Origin of the sequence: Chryseobacterium oryzae (assembly GCF_022811665.1) — a bacterium.
GTDB classification, from domain to species: domain Bacteria; phylum Bacteroidota; class Bacteroidia; order Flavobacteriales; family Weeksellaceae; genus Chryseobacterium; species Chryseobacterium oryzae.
Window position 1 is genome coordinate 1,607,252 of the sequence record NZ_CP094529.1, and the last position, 20,783, is coordinate 1,628,034.

Annotated in this window: 17 protein-coding genes; 8 read left to right on the plus strand and 9 right to left on the minus strand. The window is 34.0% G+C overall.

Translation table 11 applies throughout. The annotated features are described in order from the left end of the window. Window positions 1–43: 43 nt before the first annotated feature. From MTP08_RS07405 to MTP08_RS07415, 3 genes are all read right to left on the minus strand, one after another. Entirely contained in the window at window positions 44–478 is a 435-nt protein-coding gene (locus MTP08_RS07405) for an adenylyltransferase/cytidyltransferase family protein (protein WP_243575416.1), read from the minus strand. Window positions 479–544: 66 nt separating this feature from the next. Next, window positions 545–1,567 (minus strand): UDP-glucose 4-epimerase GalE, encoded by a 1,023-nt coding sequence (gene galE / locus MTP08_RS07410; protein WP_243575417.1) that lies wholly within the window; start codon window positions 1,565–1,567, stop codon window positions 545–547. Between the two features lie 42 nt (window positions 1,568–1,609). Beyond that, complete coding sequence (locus tag MTP08_RS07415; protein ID WP_243575418.1) at window positions 1,610–2,734, minus strand: DegT/DnrJ/EryC1/StrS family aminotransferase; 1,125 nt, start codon at window positions 2,732–2,734, stop codon at window positions 1,610–1,612. A gap of 151 nt (window positions 2,735–2,885) precedes the next feature. On the opposite strand from MTP08_RS07415, the gene MTP08_RS07420 reads away from it, so the two are divergent. After that, complete coding sequence (locus MTP08_RS07420) at window positions 2,886–4,487, plus strand: S8 family serine peptidase (protein WP_243575419.1); 1,602 nt, start codon at window positions 2,886–2,888, stop codon at window positions 4,485–4,487. A gap of 126 nt (window positions 4,488–4,613) precedes the next feature. After that, entirely contained in the window at window positions 4,614–6,524 is a 1,911-nt protein-coding gene (locus tag MTP08_RS07425; protein WP_243575420.1) for an ABC-F family ATP-binding cassette domain-containing protein, read from the plus strand. Window positions 6,525–6,585: 61 nt separating this feature from the next. Here MTP08_RS07425 and MTP08_RS07430 read toward each other — a convergent pair whose 3' ends face one another. Further along, a complete protein-coding gene (locus MTP08_RS07430; protein ID WP_243575421.1) occupies window positions 6,586–7,641 on the minus strand; it encodes a Gfo/Idh/MocA family oxidoreductase in 1,056 nt (351 codons plus the stop codon). A gap of 179 nt (window positions 7,642–7,820) precedes the next feature. Between MTP08_RS07430 and MTP08_RS07435 the strand changes: the two genes are divergently transcribed. The 3 genes from MTP08_RS07435 (at window position 7,821) to MTP08_RS07445 (ending at window position 11,479) form a co-directional block, all read left to right on the plus strand. Beyond that, on the plus strand, window positions 7,821–10,109 hold the full coding sequence (locus tag MTP08_RS07435; RefSeq protein WP_243575422.1) for a TonB-dependent siderophore receptor: 2,289 nt from the start codon (window positions 7,821–7,823) through the stop codon (window positions 10,107–10,109). A gap of 85 nt (window positions 10,110–10,194) precedes the next feature. After that, the gene (locus MTP08_RS07440; RefSeq protein WP_243575423.1) at window positions 10,195–10,710 is read left to right on the plus strand and encodes a hypothetical protein; all 516 of its coding nucleotides are present in this window, start codon (window positions 10,195–10,197) and stop codon (window positions 10,708–10,710) included. Between the two features lie 178 nt (window positions 10,711–10,888). Beyond that, complete coding sequence (locus MTP08_RS07445) at window positions 10,889–11,479, plus strand: hypothetical protein (RefSeq protein ID WP_243575424.1); 591 nt, start codon at window positions 10,889–10,891, stop codon at window positions 11,477–11,479. 110 nt (window positions 11,480–11,589) lie between these two features. On the opposite strand, the gene MTP08_RS07450 is transcribed toward MTP08_RS07445, so the two are convergent. Next, complete coding sequence (locus MTP08_RS07450) at window positions 11,590–12,225, minus strand: peroxiredoxin (RefSeq protein ID WP_209390485.1); 636 nt, start codon at window positions 12,223–12,225, stop codon at window positions 11,590–11,592. A gap of 95 nt (window positions 12,226–12,320) precedes the next feature. On the opposite strand from MTP08_RS07450, the gene MTP08_RS07455 reads away from it, so the two are divergent. The 3 genes from MTP08_RS07455 (at window position 12,321) to MTP08_RS07465 (ending at window position 15,364) form a co-directional block, all read left to right on the plus strand. Further along, on the plus strand, window positions 12,321–13,190 hold the full coding sequence (locus MTP08_RS07455; RefSeq protein WP_243575425.1) for a mechanosensitive ion channel family protein: 870 nt from the start codon (window positions 12,321–12,323) through the stop codon (window positions 13,188–13,190). A 136-nt stretch (window positions 13,191–13,326) separates the two neighbouring features. Then, window positions 13,327–14,118, plus strand: coding sequence for a S1/P1 nuclease (locus MTP08_RS07460; protein WP_243575426.1), 792 nt, complete (start codon window positions 13,327–13,329; stop codon window positions 14,116–14,118). A 379-nt stretch (window positions 14,119–14,497) separates the two neighbouring features. Beyond that, complete coding sequence (locus MTP08_RS07465; protein ID WP_027385416.1) at window positions 14,498–15,364, plus strand: sigma-70 family RNA polymerase sigma factor; 867 nt, start codon at window positions 14,498–14,500, stop codon at window positions 15,362–15,364. Between the two features lie 134 nt (window positions 15,365–15,498). On the opposite strand, the gene MTP08_RS07470 is transcribed toward MTP08_RS07465, so the two are convergent. The 4 genes from MTP08_RS07470 to MTP08_RS07485 all read right to left on the minus strand — a co-directional run bounded on the left by MTP08_RS07470 (window position 15,499) and on the right by MTP08_RS07485 (window position 20,782). After that, a complete protein-coding gene (locus tag MTP08_RS07470) occupies window positions 15,499–17,724 on the minus strand; it encodes a TonB-dependent receptor plug domain-containing protein (RefSeq protein ID WP_243575427.1) in 2,226 nt (741 codons plus the stop codon). Between the two features lie 43 nt (window positions 17,725–17,767). Beyond that, window positions 17,768–18,577, minus strand: coding sequence for a 3-deoxy-8-phosphooctulonate synthase (gene kdsA / locus MTP08_RS07475; RefSeq protein WP_243575428.1), 810 nt, complete (start codon window positions 18,575–18,577; stop codon window positions 17,768–17,770). Beyond that, complete coding sequence (locus MTP08_RS07480) at window positions 18,574–19,446, minus strand: tetratricopeptide repeat protein (RefSeq protein WP_243575429.1); 873 nt, start codon at window positions 19,444–19,446, stop codon at window positions 18,574–18,576. The genes kdsA and MTP08_RS07480 overlap by 4 nt, the downstream gene beginning before the upstream one ends. Window positions 19,447–19,594: 148 nt before the next feature. Continuing rightward, window positions 19,595–20,782 (minus strand): hypothetical protein, encoded by a 1,188-nt coding sequence (locus MTP08_RS07485; RefSeq protein WP_243575430.1) that lies wholly within the window; start codon window positions 20,780–20,782, stop codon window positions 19,595–19,597. Window position 20,783 lies beyond the last annotated feature (1 nt).

Genomic DNA, 20,783 nt, shown 5'->3' on the forward strand with positions numbered 1-20,783 from the left:
TAATCATAAAAAAATCCCGAATAAAAATTTATTCGGGATTTTTTTATTTTGTTTTTGCTAATTCGGCTTCGTAAATTCTTTTTCTTAAATCGCTTGATGAAAAACGGTGATCTCTTTTATTATAAAAAATTTCAATCCCTTTTTCTTCGCAGTATTTCTTTCCGGTAAAATCTCTGTCGAGATAATCATCACCAATAATTCTTACATCTATCACGAAAGACTTCAGAATATCTTCCAAATCTTGTTCCGTGTAATAAGGAATAATTTCATCTACGGCATTTACTGCTTTTAGCTGAATGTATCTTTCTACAATAGTCTGAGTCGGTTTATTTTTTGTTGGGCGATCATGGGAAGGATCGATCTGAAGTCCAACTATAAGGTAATCGCACACGGTTTTTGCTTCCTCAAGCATTTTAATATGCCCTGCGTGCAGTAAATCAAATGAGGAAAATGTAATACCTATTCTTTGCGTTTTCATGCTTTGTTTTGTATTTTATCTTCGCAAAAGTAAATCAAAATAATAAATTTGCTGCGATTTTTTTTATTATTTATTTCTAGATTCTAAATATTTCTGCCACTCCCACACCGTTTTTAAGGCTTGTTCTAAAGAAGTATCAGATTTCCAGTTTAATTCTTTTTCTGCTTTATCTGCATTTGCATAAGCAATGGTAATATCTCCTTCTCTTCTGTCGCAGATTTTATAAGGAACGGAAACATTATTAGCAATTTCGAAAGCCTGTACTACCTCTAAAACAGACGAGCCTTTTCCGGTTCCGAGATTATAAACATCTACAATCGTTTCGCCAGAATTTTTGCTCATTAGATTTTTTAAGGCCGCAACGTGAGCTTTTGCCAAATCTACTACATAGATATAATCTCTAATTGCAGTTCCGTCTTCTGTAGGATAATCATTTCCCCAAACGCTGAGTCTTTCTCGAATTCCTGCTGCCGTCTGCATAACATAAGGAACCAAATTGTTAGGAATACCAATAGGCAATTCTCCTAACAAAGAAGAAGGATGTGCTCCAATAGGATTAAAATATCTTAAAAGACAAATTTTTCTTTGATAACCCATGGCAAAATCTTTCAGAATTTCCTCTCCCATCTGTTTGGTCTTACCATAAACGCTTTCTGGCATTTTCAATGGAGTATTTTCATCAATAGGCATTTCATCTGCCTGTCCGTAAACAGTACAAGATGAACTGAAAATAAAGTTTGAAATATTTCTTGTTTTAAATTCCTGAAGAATATTAATTAAAGAAAATAAATTATTCTCATAATAATCAATAGGTTTTTCCTGACTCTCTCCTACTGCTTTAAAGGCAGCAAAATTAATACATCCTTCAATCTCGTGAGCATCGAAAACCTGAGTTAGAAGTTCTTTTCTCTTTAAATCGAAAGGATAAAAAACAGGTCTTTTTCCTGTAATTTCTTCAATATTATGTAAAATAAATTTTTCCGAATTGGATAAATCATCTACAATAACCACTTCAAATCCGTTATTAATAAGTTCTACAACCGTGTGAGAACCAATATATCCAAGTCCGCCTGTGACTAAAATTGCCATATTTATTTATTAAATTTATGTTTGATGTTTTGCAATTACCTCTTATTTCATAAACTCTAAAACAGCATCTGTGATATACTTCAGCTGTTCTTCGTCTAATTCGGTATGCATCGGAAGTGAAATTACCTGATCTAACAGTTGGTCTGTATTTATAAAGTCGGCATCATTGCTTTCCTGAAAGTAAGCTTTCTGTTTTCTTAAAGCCACCGGATAATAAATCATTGCCGGAATTTCTTTTTCATTAAGAAACTTCTGCAATTCGTTACGTTTTCCGTTTAAAATTCTTAAAGTATACTGATGAAAAACGTGCGTAGAATTTTCTGCTCTTTTAGGCGTTAAAATATTTTCGTTTCCTGCAAAAGCTTCATCATAATAATCTGCTGCCTTTCTTCTTGCTTCGTTATAAGTATCTAAATTTGGTAATTTTTTTCTTAAAATTGCTGCCTGAATACTGTCTAAACGAGAATTCACTCCCACTTCTTCATGATAATATCTTTCGTACATACCATGATTAACAATTCCTCTCAATCGGTGAGCTAACTCGTCATTATTGGTAAAAATAGCTCCTCCGTCTCCGTAACAGCCTAAATTTTTAGATGGAAAAAATGAAGTAGTTCCTACCGTAGACATTGTTCCGGATTTTTTTGTACTTCCGTCCGAAAAGATAAAATCTGCACCAATAGCCTGAGCATTATCTTCAATTACATAAAGATTATTTTCTTCGGCAATCTTCAGAATTTCTTCCATATTGGCACACTGCCCAAAAAGATGTACAGGAATAATGGCTTTTGTTTTTGGAGTAATCGCCTTTTTAATAGCTTCTGCAGAAATGGTAAAAGTATCGTAATCTACGTCCACCAAAACAGATTTTAGCTTCAGTAAATGAATAACTTCTACAGTGGCAGCAAAAGTAAAATCAGAAGTAATAATTTCATCACCTTCTTTCAAGTCAAGAGCCATTAAAGCAATTTGCAAAGCATCGGTTCCGTTGGCACAAGGAATTACGTGTTTTACATCCAAATAAGTTTCCAGTTCATTCTGAAAAGATTTCACTTCTGGTCCGTTGATGAAAGCTGCAGAATCCATTACATTGAGAACCGCATTATCTACGTCATTTTTTATTTTGTAGTATTGACTTTGCAAGTCTACCATCTGAATTTTCTTCATATCTCATTTAATTTTATTGATAAAACCATTTCTCTCAATAATCCAAATGATGAAATAGGTTTTATGCTCAAATATTGGTGTAAAAATAAGGAATTTAAAATCCATTCAAAAATTTTATTGATTTTGTTTTATCTTTAAAAAAAATTTGTTGATGAGAAAATTTTTACTGATTTGTTTTATAGCTGGTTACACAATTTCTTATGCCCAATCTGAACTTGTGTTTGTTTACTTTAAAGACAAACCCAACAAAGCTTCTTTTTACGCCAATCCGCTCTCAGAGCTTAGTCAGAAATCATTAAACAGAAGAACCACTCTCGGAATTCCGCTTAACGATCAGGATGCTCCCATTGAGCAGTCTTACATTCAGGCGTTACAAAATTTAGGATTTACCATTACCGATTATTCTAAATGGCTGAATGGTGTTGCCCTTACCGTAAATCAGGCACAGGTGAATATTATTAAATCGCAGACTTTCGTACAATCTGTAGAAAGTTTTGCTAAAAATTCTTCTTTATCTTTAAAATCTCAGAATACAAATAAATGGTCAGATTACGAACTGATACAAAAAAATCTCACGGTTTTTAATTACGGTTCAGGTTCAGACCAAATCGATCAGATTAATCTCAGAACACTGCATTTAGCAGGATTCACAGGAACCGGAGTTACTGTTGCTGTAATAGATACAGGATTCCCTACGGTTAATTCGGGTTCGGCATTTTCAAGACTGTGGACACAAAATCAGATAAAAGGAGGTTATGATTTTGTCACCAAAAGCAATGATATTTACAATACTTCTCTCAATATTCATGGAACGGTTGTCTTAGGTGCAATGGGAGGTTATCTCGCCAACACATTTGTAGGTTCTGCTCCCGATGCAGATTTTTATCTTTATAGAAGCGAAAATGCAGATGTTGAAATTCCCGAAGAAGAAATATACTGGATTGAAGCTGCGGAAGAAGCCGACAGAAAAGGAGTAGATATCATTACAACTTCTTTAGGATACAACGTTTTCGATGATTCTAAATATAACTACAGTTATGCCCAAATGAACGGTTCTACTTCCTTTATAGCAAGAGGAAGCGAAATTGCCGTTAACAAAGGTATTTTCGTATTAGTTGCTGCAGGAAATTCAGGGGAAAATCCGTGGCATTATATTACAACACCCGCCGATAACGCAAAAGTTTTTAGCATCGGAGCCGTAGATTCTGCAGGAAATTCTTCGGTATTTTCATCTTTTGGTCCCAATTCTTCCGGAATTATAAAACCTGATGCAAGTGCAAGAGGAACCAATACTAATACAGTAAACAACAATTCATTATTCACGTCTTCCGGAACATCTTTAGCAACACCCGTTGCAGCTGGTGGTGTAGCGTGCCTTATTCAGGCATTTCCAACAATGAACAGAGATTTAATGAGAACAAAATTAAGACAAACTGCTTCACTCTACCCTTCTCATACCAATCAAATGGGATATGGAATTTTAAATTTCGGAAATTTTTATAATTCAACATTAAATGCTTCAGAGCTTGTTAAAGAAAAAGAATTAACCATTTTCCCCAATCCCGTAAAAAACATCCTAAATATCGTTACCGAAGCAGACATTATTTCAACAGAGGTCTACGATAATTTGGGTAGATTTATTGTAAAATCATCCCAAAAATCTATCAAAGTTGAAGATTTTGCAAAAGGAACCTATTATTTGAAAATTCAGACAAAAAATAAAGTTTATTATGAAAAGTTTTTGAAAGATTAATTTACATATCTATCTTAAAATTGAAATTTAATCTGTGTAACTTTTAATTTCAATCATCCTAACGCATAATGACGATTATTAAACATCTAATATTTTGTACTTTTGCAGCACAAAATTTATAATTAGATGAATTACGTTGCTGCTGAGAATCTTACCAAATCCTACGGGATAAGAACTTTATTCAAAAACATTAGTTTTAATATTAACGAAGGAGAAAAAATTGCCATTGTTGCCAAAAACGGGAGCGGAAAATCTACTCTGCTGAAAATTTTAATGGGCAAAGAAATCGCAGACAGCGGAAACGTAATTATTAATAAAGATATACAAGTAGTACTTTTTGATCAGGAAATTGATTTTGATTCTCATCTCACGATAGACGAATATATGATGACACTTCATTCTGAACCTATTCAGGCTCTTAAAAATTATCATAAATCTTTAGAGTCTACCGATTCAGAATTCATAGAAAAAGCTTTGGCAGAAATGGAAGTTCACAAAGCATGGGATCTGGAGAATGAAATGAAACAGATTCTTTCTCAGCTGAAAATTACAGACCTAAATGCCAAAATGGGAAATCTTTCCGGAGGACAGATTAAACGTGTAGCTTTGGCAAAACTCCTTACAGAAACCCGTGCAGAACATCGCCATACATTACTTATTATGGACGAACCAACCAACCACCTGGATGTGGAAATGGTAGAATGGCTCGAAAATTATCTAAACAAAGCAAAAATCACGTTACTTTTAGTAACTCACGACCGTTATTTTTTAGATAGTGTTTGCGATATTATCTGGGAAATGGAAGACCAAAATTTATTCTTTCACAATGGTTCTTATGCCACTTATCTTGAGAATAAAATGATTCGGGAAGATAATATGGAGGCAACCATAGACAAAGCCAATAATCTTTACCGTAAAGAACTGGAATGGATGAGAAGGCAGCCAAAAGCAAGAACCACAAAATCTAAATCTAGAATAGATGCCTTTTATGAAACTGAAAAAGTAGCAAAAACAGATACCAGAAAACAAGGTTTAGAACTCGATTTTGAAATGAAACGTTTGGGAAATAAGATTCTTGAACTTAAAAATATCGATAAAAGTTTTGGAGATAAAGTTTTGCTGAAAGATTTCAGTTATACCTTTCAGAGGGGCGAAAAAGTAGGAATTATTGGTAAAAACGGAGCCGGAAAATCTACTTTACTTAATATTATTCAAGGGTTTGAAAAAGCCAACCAAGGCGAAATTGAAACCGGAGAAACCATTCATTTTGGATATTTTTCTCAAAAAGGGCTTCAATATAAAGAAGACGAGAGAGTAATAGACTTCATTAAAGAAGCAGCAGAATATTATCCGTTAGCTAACGGAAAAAGTCTTTCGGCATCGCAGTTTTTAAGATTATTTTTGTTTGATGACCAAACACAGTACTCTCCTATTTCCAAACTTTCTGGAGGTGAAAAAAGAAGACTGCATTTAATGTACATCCTGTATCAGAATCCTAATTTCCTTATTTTCGATGAGCCTACCAATGATTTGGATCTTCCTACTTTAACGGTTCTCGAAAACTTTCTGCAACAGTTTCAGGGTTCATTAATCATTGTTTCTCACGACCGTTACTTTATGGATAGAATTGTAGATCATATTCTTGCATTTGAAGGTGATGGAAAAATTAAAGATTTTGTCGGAAACTTCTCCGAATACCGAGAAAGTAAAAAAATTGAGGACGGAAACCAAAAACAGGATGATAAAAAAATAAAAACTGCAGAGGAAAAAAATTCAGATAAGCCTACAGAACCTGTCGCATCTAAAAATCAAAACTCCAAAAAGAAACTTTCCTTCAAAGAACAGAGAGAACTGGAAACCATTGAAAAAGAAATGCCTGATTTCGAGAAGACAAGAGCCAAAATTCTGGAACAGCTTAATAATGAAACTGACTACGAAAAAATAGCTTCATTATCGGCAGAACTGGAAAATATATCAGAAAAGCTTGAGTTACATGAAATGAGGTGGCTAGAACTTCAGGAACTACTGGGAGAATAAAAAATAGAAGGGTTTGAATGTTGATAAACTATCATTTTCAGCATTCAAACCCTTAAAAATTTTAGAAATAAATATTTTTTTCAGTTTTAGAACTTTCTATCGCAGCATCAATGATTTTCATATTCTGAATAATTTCTTCAGCAGGTGACGGAAGCGGATATCCAAAAACAATGTGTTCGTAAATCTGCTGATAATAATTCATGTAATTTCCGGGTTCACTCGAAGTTATAATTCTTTCTGTTTGATTTTTTTCGTTGATAAAATTAAGAATTCCATCTGCTTTTTCTAAAGGCTGAGTCCATACTTTTCCATAAATAGGAATAGCACCTGCAACAAGCTCATTTTCCTGATGATCTGTTCTTTCCTGTAAAAAACTACCTTTACTTCCATGAAAACTGTATGCATAGTGTGCTTCTTTAACGAAAGTGCTAGATTTTAGTCTTACTATTAAATTATTTTCGTAGTGAAGAAGGATTTCGAAATAGTCATTGGCAAATTCAGTCCCTTTCATCGAGAAAACATCTGCAAAAATCTTTTTAGGAAAGCCAAAAAGTTGAGTTGCCTGATCGACAAGATGAGCACCCAAATCGTGTAATGTTCCGGAACCTTTCTGTTGAGGATTTTCTTTATGTTCTTTTCCTCCGGCTTCAGTCCGGAATCTGTCGAATCTAATTTCAGCTTCTTTTAGTTCTCCCAAAACATTTGTGGCAAGAACTTCTTTTACCTTCAAAAAATCTCTGTCGAACCTTCTGTTTTGGTAAACGCTCAGAAATAAGTTTTTTTCTTTGGCTAAATTCACTAATTCTTCAGCTTCCGCTGTATTTACCGTAAATGGTTTTTCTACAACAACATTTTTACCAGCTTCTAAAGCTTTTTTTACAAATTCAAAATGGGTTTGAACGGGAGTATTTACCACTACCAAATCTATGTCTGCTTCACTCAACATTTCATCTACAGAACGATATATGGTTGCATCGCTGTATTTTTCTTTAGAATCCTGTTTGTTCCGCTCCACAATTGCAGCAATATAAAAACCCGGATGCTCTTTCAAAAACGGAGCATGAAAAACTTTTCCACTCATCCCGAATGCACACAAACCTACTTTTACCAATTGCATAATTCTATTTTTTTTCAAAGTTATTATAAAATTGGATCTTTTTAGCTTAAAATGGAGAAATTCCACCTTTCTAAATTAGCATTTATTGACAAAAATCAGTTATTAATTTTTATTAATTCTAAATAATAATTTACATTTGCACTTTATTTAAAACCACTCTAAATAACTAAGAAACTATCATGAAAAAACAGTTGTTGGCAATAGGCTTAATATTTACAGCCATTTCTGCAAATGCACAATTAAAGTTTGCTGAAGCAGATACTCTAAGAATCCATACTATTGAAGACGTGAATCTTCATAAAACTGGAAACCCCAACAAAGCAAGACCATTATCTACAAAGTCTAATCTTACGATAATGGAAACTCCACAACCCATATCGATAGTAACCCACGAAATTATTGAGCAACAACAGGCAAAACAGCTAAGTGATGTTCTACAAAATGTAAACGGTATTTATGTAACTTCTTCCAGAGCAAACTCGCAAGACAGTTTTGGTGGTAGAGGTTTCATTCTCGGAAACGATAATATGTTCAAAAACGGATCCCGCATAAACAGCGGAGTTTTCCCTGAAGTATCGGGCTTGGAAAGAGTTGAAGTTCTGAAAGGGGCAAATGCAATGCTTTACGGAAATACTGCTGCAGGAGGTGTCATTAATATGATTACCAAAAAGCCTAAATTCAATTTTGGAGGAAGCGTAGGGTTGAATGCCGGAAGCTGGAATTCTTATAAACCAACCGTGGATGTTTATGGTCCGCTTTCCAAAAATATAGCTTTCAGAGTAAATGGAGCGTATGAATATGCTGAAAATTTCAGAGATGTTGTAAAATCTGAAAAATATTATTTCAACCCATCATTTTTATTTAATCTGAGCGAAAAATCTCAGCTAATTGTAGAGGCAGATTATCTTAAAAATGATTTTACACCAGATTTTGGTCTTGGTTCTATCACCGAACGTGATGGTTTAACCTACAAATTGAATACTCTTTTACCAAGAACTGCATTTTTAGGAACAGATTGGCAGTTTCAGAATGTTGAGCAGGTTTCCACGAACGTAACTTTCAATCATCAGTTCAACCAAAACTGGTCTTTAAATGCGACATCTTCTTATCAAAATTATACGAAAGATTATTTTTCAACAGAAAGAATCCAATGGGGTTATGAAAAATCTACCGACAGACTTTTCTACAAAAGACCTTTAAACAGAACTTACAACGAACAAAATTATACTTCTGCACAAGTTAATTTGAATGGTGAATTCAACACTGGTAAAGTTAATCATAAAGTATTGTTCGGAACAGATGCAGATTATGGTGTTGCAGATTCTTATTCTTACTTTAATCCGACCAACAGATTAGCTTACGGAAACAGTTATTTGTATGGAACAAACGGAAACAGCAACGGCATTTTGTATCTTGATAATCCTTCAACATGGATTGGCGGAAATATGCCAGATTCAGAAAAACTGGAAAAAAACAGAATCAATACCAGAAGAATTGGTGTGTATGCTCAGGATTTCATCAGTCTTACAAAAGAATTTAAAGTAATTGCAGGATTACGTTGGTCTTACATTCAAAATATGCCGACCATTAATACAAAGTTCAAAACTTCTACGGGCGGTTTGGTTAATCTTAATTCTTCTCCTGAGAAAAAATTCACAGATAACTCGTCTTCCTCTGATCAGGCAATATCTCCAAAACTTGGGTTAGTGTACAATCCTAACGATAATCTTTCTGCATTTGCAACATATACCAATTCTTTTGTTGCCAATGTTGGAAAACTGAGAGATGGTGAAGCATTGCGACCTACCAATATCGACCAATATGAAGTGGGTGTTAAAAAGAATATCTGGAACAATGCTTTGGCAATCAATCTAACGGTTTACCAGATTCTTTACAGAAATTATTATCAGGCTGCTTTAGATGATAATGGAAATCCAATAGATCCTACCGGACTTACAAAAGATTTTGCCGGAAAAATGAGAAGCCGCGGTGCAGAACTGGATATTACAGGAAATCCTACAGAAAACCTATCTATTATCGGGGGTGTTTCATATAACAATTCTGTATATCTAGACACTCCGGACATTTTTGGTTATGTTGAAAACCAGAGATTGGTTAGAACGCCTGCTACCACTGCAAATGCTTCTGTATTTTATAAATTTACTAAATTTGTTCCGGGCTTAAAATTAGGAGCAGGAGTTTATTACATTGGAAACAGATTGGCGGGATGGAACGATACGAAATCCGGAAACAACAGTTTACAGAAAAGAAACGGAGTCAGCAGAATATTTGAACTTGAAGATTACACCACTGTTTCTTTATCTGCAGGATACGACTGGAAGAAATTTTCTATCCAGGCTAAAGTTGGAAACCTGTTTGATGTTGCCAACTATAATGTTCACGAGAATTATTCTGTGAATCCTATTGTGCCTAGAAATTATTATTTCACTCTGACTTATAGACTATAAATATTTAAATTAAATAAATAATACTACATAAGTGGGAATTGCTATTTTGCAGTTTCCACTTTTGAAATTAAAATGAACAATATATATGGATAAAATTAAAGACACAAAAAGCTTCATGAGAATTACCCACCGTTATTTGGGATATTTTATGGCAGGAATTATGGTAATTTATTCCCTAAGTGGAGTTTTATTGATCTACAGAGACACCGATTTTCTAAAAAAAGAAATAAAATACGACAAAGTAATTGATAAGAATCTGGATGAAAAATCTTTGGGTAAAGAGTTGAAAATAAAAAATCTGGAGGTTCAAAAAACTGAAGGAAGTATTTTAAAATTTAAACAGGGAACTTACGATTCTTCTACCGGACAGGCAAAATACAGCAAAAAAGAGCTTCCTTATGTGTTAGACAAAATGGCAAAACTTCACAAAGCTAAATCTGAAGACAAATTGTCGCCATTAAATGCATTTTTCGGAATTTGCCTTTTCTTTTTTGTTATTTCCAGCTTCTGGATGTTTAATCCTAAAAGCAAAGCCTTCAAACGTGGAATGAAATTTACAGTTGCTGGACTTGTTGCAGCAGTTATTTTATTATTAATATAAGAGGTAATTGGGTATCTTCAATTATCAAATCATCAAAAAAAATACTTTTTGTAAAAATATCTATTCTGTTGAAACCAGCCCCTACACCCGAAAACATATTCCTGCATTGGTTTGGCACAGTTATTGTGTATCATCATATATTCAAAATAATAAACATTAATTATTAAAATTATAAATTATGAAAAAACTAATTCTTACAGGAATATTAGCTGTTGCAGGATTAACTACTACAGCAAATGCACAAATTCAAAAAGGTAACTGGATGGTTGGTAGTAGCTTAATCTCTAGTAACTTTGGTTTAAATACTGGTGGTGGTTATAATATTCAAATTCAGCCTAAAGGTGCTTACTTTATCGAAGATAATGTTGCAGTTGGTGGATATGTTGACTTAGGTTTTGCTAAAGTAACCAACGGAAGCCCAACAGAATTTAATTACGGAGTTGGAGGTTTAGGTAGATATTACCTTTCACCAGGAGAAAAAGGTGTTGATAACTTGCTAAACCACGGTCGTTGGTTCTTCGAAGCTAACGCTGGACTTGGTGGTAGAAGTGTTGAAAATGGAAATTCTACTACAGGTTTCGACTTTGGTGTAGGACCTGGTTATTCTTACTTCATCACTCCAAACATTGGTCTTGAAGGTTTAGTAAAATATAGAGGACAAACTGGTTTTGGTAACGAAGGATTGAATTCAAATATTACATTTAATGTTGGTTTCAGTATTTTTATCCCGACTGCAAAAGCGAAGCAGATTGCTAACGAAGCTAGATAATAAATAAAATAAACTATTACAAATAAATTAGACAAAAGCGGCTTGGAAAATATTCCACTGCCGCTTTTTCATTCAAACTAAACTATATAATAAATAAAAAAAACCAATTTCTATTTGTTGGGTTGCGGAGTATATCTTAAATAAGGTTTCACTTCTTTCACTCCTTTAGGATACAACTTTTCTGCCTCTACCGTAGGAATTGTTGGAGGAATAATTACATCATCACCATCTATCCAATTTACAGGGGTTGCAATTTTATATTCATCTACCAATTGTAAAGAATCTAAAACTCTCATAATTTCATTAAAATTTCGTCCCGTTGATGCTGGATAAGTAATAATTAATCTTACCTTTTTTTCAGGATCAATAATAATTAAAGAACGAACTGTTGCAGTTAAAGAAGCATTTGGATGAATAAAATCATACAATTCTGAAACTTTTCTGTCTTTGTCTGCAATAATAGGAAAACGTACTTGCGTATTCTGCGTTTCATTGATATCTTCAATCCATTTTTTATGATCTTCTGCATCATCTACGCTTAGCGCAATCACTTTAGTATTTTTCTTTTCGAAATCTGCCTGAAGTTTTGAGGTAAAGCCAAGCTCTGTTGTACACACGGGTGTAAAATCTGCCGGGTGAGAAAATAATATTCCCCAAGAATCTCCGAGAAATTCATAAAAATCAATCTCCCCAACAGATGAATCTGACTGAAAGTTGGGTGCTGTATCTCCTAATTTTATTGACATAATTCTTTGTTTTATTAGTCTACAAATTTAATAGACTTTTTATAACTGGCAAAATTATTGCAAAGAATATTTCCTAAATTTGTAAAAAAAATTTCATGGATAAAAGTCTGAGCTATCTAGACACAGTTTACAGGGTATTAGAGAATTGGTATTTTAAATTTGCACAACTCACTCCAAAGCTCGTAGTGGGAATCATCGTTTTTTCATTTTTTTTAATTTTCAGTAAGTATCTCAGTAAGGCTGCTGTTAATTTAATGCATAAAGTTTTTCCGAATAGTAAAAAGGAAGGATCTGTGGTCACTATTATTGGTATTTTCAGATTTATTATCATGCTCTTCGGAACGTTTATCTCCCTGGAAATTATGGGTTTCAGCGGATTTTTATGGAAATTCATAGGAAGTTTAGGAGTTGCAGGGGTTATTGCAGGGGTTGCACTGAAAGATTTGGTTTCGAGTATCTTTTCCGGAATGTTAATTGGAATTGACAAAGCTTTCAAAGTAGGTGATTATATCACAATAGGAAATCACTCCGGAACTGTACAGGATATTGGCTTTCTCACAACAAAAATTATTACCGACGACGGAAAAAAAGCTTATATACCAAACCAAGTGGTTTTTAACGCTCCGTTTTATAATATTACAGCATCACCGCAAAGAAGAGTTATCTTAGATTTTGAAATTCCTGCCGATGAAGATATCCAAAAAGCTCAGGAAAGTATTTTAGATGTCATTAAAAATCTCGATAATACAGACCGCCTTGAAACTGCGGAAGTAAATTTCACCAATTATAAATCCGGAGCATTTACAGTTCAGGCAAAATTTTGGATTGCTGTTGGAGCCAATATAGCACATGTAAAAAGCGATGCTCTTCTCAAAATTAAAATAAGATTAGAACAGGCACAAATTCCTTTAGTAACTCCTACAAGCATAAGTCTTGTTAATCAGACAGAAGCAACCCCTGAGTAATAAATTTTAAGCACGTCAATTAGAATATAATAATCACAATATTAAATCAATTTAATATGTATTATAAGTCTTAAGAAAATTCGGTTGTCGAAATTACATTAGTGTGAACTATCTTTGCAACTTCAAATTGATTAAAATGAAAAGTATTTATTCAAAATTATTGGCATTAGTATTTATAGCAAGTTCTGTATATTCTTATGCTTGGGGATTAACCGGTCACAGAATTATTGCCGAAATCGCTCAGAACCATCTATCTGGAAAAGCCAAAAGAGAAATCAGAAAAATGTTGGGCAAAGAAAGAATGGCGTATTGGGCAAACTGGCCAGATTTTATAAAGTCTGATACAACGGGTGTCTGGAAAGAAACTTCCGCATGGCACTATGTAAATATTAATCCACAAACCGATTTTGCAGCTTTCGAGAAGAATTTAAAAGCTCAGGCTGGAGCGAATCTTTACTCTCAAATCAATGTCTTGGCGAGCCAGATTAAAGATAAAAAAACTTCGGAAAAAGACAGAAGAATTGCTCTTATTTTTTTAATCCACATGATGGGAGATTTGTCTCAGCCTATGCACACCGGAAGATCTGAAGATTTAGGCGGAAACAAAATTAATGTTACTTATTTTGGCGAAAAAACAAATTTACACTCTGTTTGGGACGGAAAATTGGTTGATTCACAAAAATACAGCTATACAGAATATGCAAAATTGCTGGATATTAAATCTAAAGATGAAGTAAAACAGATTCAGCAGGGAACACTGGAAAACTGGCTTTATGATTCTCATCAGATTGCCAATAAAGTGTATGCTCAAACGCCTGATGGTTCTAAGTTATCTTACGATTATCAGTATAAATTTAATGATATTATGGAAAGACAGCTTCTTTATGGAGGTTTACGATTGGCAAAATTTCTGAATGATTTGTTTTAACGGCTACTTTGCGAATGCAAGTTATTTTTAAACTTAAATAGTATAAAGCGGAACTTCGGTTTCGCTTTTTTTTATGAATGTTCTTCTGCTAAACCTAACAGGTTTTGAAAACCTGTTAGGCTTTTTTTAAGCGTTAAGTGATCATTAGCCCCGATAGAAACGACATCCTTTTTGGTGGCGGGCGGAACGAAGTGGAGACCGCTACCAAAAAGATACAGTGGATAGCGGGAAAAAGCTCCTTAAAAATACAAAAAGCAATAATTTATAACTCAATTCTCAGCACAATTTCTAACTAAATAAAAATAATTGTAACCCGTGTAACCTTTTTGAGGTTTCAAGCGTATAATATAATGTAACTCTATTTTTTGAGGAAATTTAAATGAGACAACTAAAAATAACCAAGCAGGTTACCAACAGGGAAACCGCTTCATTAGACAAGTATTTGCAGGAAATTGGTAAAGTGGAACTGATTACAGCAGACGAAGAAGTAGATTTGGCACAGAGAATCCGTGCGGGAGACAGAGCCGCTCTGGAAAAATTGATTAAAGCCAACCTTCGTTTCGTAGTATCTGTATCTAAACAGTACCAAAACCAGGGTCTTTCTTTACCCGATTTGATTAATGAAGGTAATTTAGGATTAATGAAAGCTGCAAAAAGATATGACGAAACCAGAGGTTTCAAATTTATCTCTTATGCAGTTTGGTGGATTCGTCAGTCGATTTTACAGGCGTTGGCAGAACAGTCTAGAATTGTAAGATTGCCTTTGAACAAAATCGGGTCAATTAATAAAATCAACAAAGCTTACGCACATCTTGAGCAGGAAAACGAAAGACCTCCTTCTCCTGAAGAATTAGCAGAAGTTTTGGATATGAGCGAAGAAGATATTAAAGAATCTATGAAAAACTCCGGAAGACACTTGTCTATGGATGCTCCTTTGGTAGAAGGGGAAGATTCTAATTTATATGACGTTCTTCGTTCAGGAGAATCTCCTAGCCCTGATAAAGATTTGATGCTTGAATCTCTTCAGATTGAAATTGAAAGAGCATTGAATACTTTAACACCGAGAGAAGCTGATTTGGTAAGACTGTATTTCGGATTGAACGGAAAACATCCAATGACTTTGGAAGAAATTGGTGAAACTTTTGACCTTACAAGAGAAAGAGTTCGTCAGATTAAAGAAAAAGCAATTAAAAGACTGAAACACAATACCAGAAGTAAGATTTTAAAGTCTTATTTAGGTAAATAGTTTTAGTGATGATCATTATTAACGGAGCCTGATTTTTTCATGCTCCGTTTTTTTTATATATTCTTTAGTTAATATCTCTAAAAACAAAAACCCGATAGATTTATTTCCATCGGGGTTTTTATTCAAATTGATATTTATTTCAGTTTAAATTCTAGCTTAACATTGAAAAATCTTCCTGTAAGACGAACCGGAACGGGATACATAATACTTGTATTTGCGTCGGTAATCCATTGGTTTGCAACGGTATTATTAATATTGAATGCATTAAAAACCTGAACACCCAAAGAAAGATCTTCAAATTTGCTTAAAAGACCATACGATTTCTTCTTCTCTTTAGAATCTACAAACACATAAGAAAGACCCAAATCTACCCTTTTATAAGAAGGCAAAGTTTTCTGGTATTGGTACGGATCTGTAAATACAGGAGCTCCATTAGGAAGTCCCATAGCATACGTTAAGGTTAAATTAACCCTCATTTGAGGAAATTTAGGCATATAATCTTGGTAAAACATCGCAAATCTGAACCTTTGATCGGTTGGTCTAGGAATATCGCCTCTTCCATCTATGTTTTCGAAAACTCTAGCATAACTTGCCGAAAGCCAAGAATCTACACCCGGAACAAATTCACCAAACAATCTTGTATCAACACCATAAGCGTAACCGGAAGCATTATTTTGCCCTGAATAACGAATTCGAACATTATCCATATAATACGGAATCACATTATCCATTTTTTTATAATACAATTCTGTGGTTAACTTAAATGGTCTGTTATCAAAATCAAATTCAACTTCATTTGCCAAAATTGCCTGAATAGAACGTTGAGATTTAATATTGTTATTAAAATTACCATTCAAATCTTTAATTTCTTTATAAAAAGGTGCCTGATAATAAATTCCTCCTGAAAGTCTGAACCATGTTTCGGTATCCCAGTCTGGTTTTATTGCAAACTGTGCACGTGGCGAAAATATAGTTTCATTATTAAAACTCCAGTGGGCAACTCTTGCTCCTCCATTAATCAAAACACGGTTAGAACCCCAATAAAACTTCTGAGAATACTGTCCGTAAGCAGACAATCGTGTTGGTTGTATCTGGTTTTTCCCCGAAATACTGTAAAAAAGTTCTAAATCTGAAGCATCGGGAAATCTTGGATCATCGGGAGGTCGCGGTACGCTATATCCTGAGGAATCTACCAATTTGTATTCGTTGGTGAGATCTTTAAGATTTTCTTTTTCGTATTTGAATCCAACTTCGATACTTGAATTTACATTAGGAGAAAAAACGGTTCTGAACTGTGTTCCGTAAGTTTTTACAAACAAATCATTTCTTGCATGCTCAATCTGTCCGCCTACATCATAAGAAGTAATAGGATTCCCAGTAATGGGATCGTAAGTTTGCAAAACATAACTTGAAGCAATGGTATAATATTCTCTTTCCCGATTCTGATAAGCAAAATTATCCAATGTAAACCTCAGTTTGTCTGACGCTTTAAAATTGGCAGAAAATGTCCCCATCATATTCTTATACTTATCATTTTCTTTTCCGTTGTAAAAAACAGTTAGATTGAGGGGCTGATTAATCGTTCCGAAATCGACATTTCTCTGCTTGGGAAACATCTCGTAATCGTTATTAGAATAATATCCAATAAAAGAAAAATTCAGTTTTTCGGTTGCGTGATAATTCAGATAAGACTGAAAATCATAATACTTTGGGTTGAAATCTGTATCTTCATTTAAAGTATTGAGAACCAAATTGGTATTTCTATACCTTCCGGAAAACAAAGCCGTAAATTTTTTGTTTCCATTCTGATCTTCTTTTCCGGATGCAAAACCGGTAGTAAGTCTACCTCCTATTAAACTTGCCTCACCCGAAAGTTCAAATTTTTGAGGCTCTCGGTAATAAATATTCAATGCTGAAGACATTTTATCGCCATATCTTGGCTCAAAACCTCCTGCAGAAAAATTAACTGTAGAAACCATATCGGGATTAATGATGCTTAAACCTTCCTGTTGAGAATTTCTAATCAGAAAAGGTCTGTAGATTTCAATATCATTAATGTAAATGAGGTTTTCATCGTAATTTCCACCACGAACCATATACTGAGAAGAAAGCTCTGTATTGGAGTTTACTGAAGGAAGCGTTTTCAGCAAACCTTCTACTCCGCCCGAAATACTGGAAACATTTTTTGCATCTCTGGCAGAAATTCTCACAGCAGTAACATCATTGGTACGTCCTGTAACTTTTTTCTGAAATACAATTTCCTCAATTTCTGTAGTTCTTGCTGTTGTATCTTTTTTTCTGTTTTGGGAAAAAATCAACATAGGAACCATTAAGCTAAGTGGTAAAACTAGTTTTTTCAAGCGGAATTTTTTATAATTTCTAAAATTAAGTATTTTTTAACAATTATAATATAGATTCTCTTACTCTTGTTAGTTTTTGTAATAAATCTTCCAATAAATCTAATCTTAGCATATTGGCTCCGTCTGATAATGCTGTTTCTGGTGTTGGATGCGTTTCTATAAAAATTCCGTCTGCACCTACTGCAATTCCGGCTTTGGCAACAGTTTCGATAAGATCTGGTCTTCCTCCAGTAACTCCTGAACTTTGGTTGGGCTGTTGCAAAGAATGCGTAACATCCAAAATTACGGGAGCATATTCTCTCATAGTAGGAATCCCTCTATAATCAACAATAAGATCTGTGTAACCAAAAGAGTTTCCTCTTTCTATAATTGCTACTTTTTTATTATCAGAATCTGTAATTTTCTGAACTGCAAATTTCATAGATTCCGGGGAGAGAAACTGCCCTTTTTTCAATGTGACACACTTTCCGGTTTTTGCTGCAGCTACTAAAAGATCTGTCTGACGAACTAAAAATGCCGGAATTTGTAAAACATCTACATACTGTGCCGCCAATGAAGCATGTTCGTTCTCATGAATATCCGTTGTTGTAGGAATATTAAATGTTTCGCCTACTTTCTTTAAAATTTCAAGAGATTTTTCTTCTCCAATTGTAGTGAATGAGTCTACTCTACTGCGATTGGCTTTTTTGAAACTTCCTTTAAAAATATACGGAATATTGTATTTATCGGTAAGTTCCACCACTTTTTCTGCGATTCTAAGAGCCATATCTTCGCCTTCTATAATACACGGACCGGCAATTAGAAAAAAGTTTTTTGAATCTTTGTGATGAATGTTTTCTAAATATTGAATCATTGAATTTTACTTTTTTTATCTTTTATTAAATCTTCTAGCTGATTGATGTTTTTTTGGTAACGTCCAACATTTGGCAGAGATTTCAGTTCTTTCAGCCATTTTTCAGCGATAATCAAATCATTATTTTTAGCACCTAAAGCAACCATATTAACCATCGATTCTATTTTACTGTCTTCATCTTTATATGCTGATTTGTTTTTGGTTAAGAAAGCATCTGCTTCTTTAATTTTATTCTGATGAATTAAGCTGTATATATATTCTTTAAATACAAAATCGTTGGTTTTATTATTTTTGATAGCTTCATTACAGATTTGTTCTGCTTCTGCAAATTTCCCTAATGCATTATAGGAAAATGCCAGTTCAAAATACAACGATTCTGTTCTAAAATTATTTTTGTAAAGTTCTAAAAGTTTTGGTAAAGCGAGTTGTGGAAAATTTGCGCCATTCATTGTACTGGCTCTTTTTAAAGCTTTTTCGTTTTCTGGTGCTGAGCTTAAGTAAATTTTCAACCAGTTCGGCTGTAGCGGAAGATTAAATTTTTTCAGAAAATCATTTGGAACAACAGCACTTTTAAATCCCAAATTATTAATTCTTACTTTCATATAGGAAGTTTGAGCTTCTTCTCTGGGTTTGTATTTTAAAAGACCAGCTTCTTCGTGAAAATCACCAAGGTATTCTAAAGTATATCCTGCAGATTCATCGAAATACATAAATCCCATGGAGAATTTTTTATCGCCCTCTTTTATGGGTAAAACAATGTAATGATTCTCTGCATCGGGAACAGTAGTATCAAATTTAAGATCAGAAAACTTTTGTGAAAATACTATTGAACTTAAAAAAATAAGTAAAGCGGGAAATGTTTTTTTCATAATTCATTTACATTTTTTGAAAATCTTCTCAAATGTATTCAAATTTCTACTTGTAAACTTATCTTTAAGGCTTTTTTTACTTATTTTTTATCAAAAAGAATCAAGAATATTTTCCCGATTCTTTTCAATTATTTTATGAATTATATTATTAATTAATCTGCTGCCAGTTTGTACCATCACTTTGCAGTTGATAAACTCCTGTTGTAATGCTGGTTACAGAAGTTCCCAATGAATTAATGAAAGAACTCACACTTACGGTTCCTGAACTTGTATTTTTTTTAAGTATATACATTCTTCCCGGGCAATCTGAAGCATTAGGAAGTGATACAGTGATGTTACTACTATTATTACAGATTACAGTGAATTGAGTTTCATCTAAGGTAGTATTTGCCGAAATAGTTGCTATAGACTGAGACACCGAACCATTTACCTGCAAAGTAGAATTAGCGGTAGTTCCATTCATATTAATTCCTGCCCTAACATTAGAATCTAGACCTGTACCTTGCAAACGCATCATTTCCACATACGCAACTGGAGAATAATTATACTTTCTAAAAATCATCGGTTCGTTACCATCATCACCAATGGTAAAAAGAAGCTGACCGTTATCATTGGTTCCTGTACTTCCCAATTCAAAAAAATCTGTTCCTGCACTAGATCCTCTCATCAAAAAATTTCCGGAAGTATCGGTAAAAACAATAGGTTTATAAAAACTAGCTCCACCTGCTTCAAATTGTAATGCAGAAATACCATTAGATCCTCGAACATAGCTTACAGAAGCATCTTTCTGATTATATGGAGCTAATGTTGATGTACTTTCATATAAGCCCAAGGTTTCTCTTCTGCCAAATTCTAACATCGTTGTATTATTGGATTTAATAGACATTGGAACATCATTAATAGTCCCTAAAAAGTTGGAAGAAGTAGCATTACTGTTTCCCGTAAGCAACCAATTGGATGCTCCTGCTTGATTGGCAGGAATCCAACTTGTTCCGTTCCAAGTCAGAACTTGGTTAGCACTGGCTCCCTGCTGTGCAATTCTTAAAGGATTTGAAGTAGAACCGTCACCCGATAATGTAGAATTAGTAGCCACTTTTACAGATCCCGGATCTGCCGAAGAAGCGATTGAATTTGCCGATATATATTTAACCACACCATCACTATCGAATGCCATGATAGAATCTTTAGCTGCTGCAGCAGAACCGACCTGTGTAATTCCTCTTACTCTAAGACTGCCATTAACATCCAAAGTTTGAGTAGGAGCTGTGGTATTAATTCCGACCTGAGCATAGAAAACCAAAGGTAATAAGTTAAAAATTAACAATTTTATTTTCATA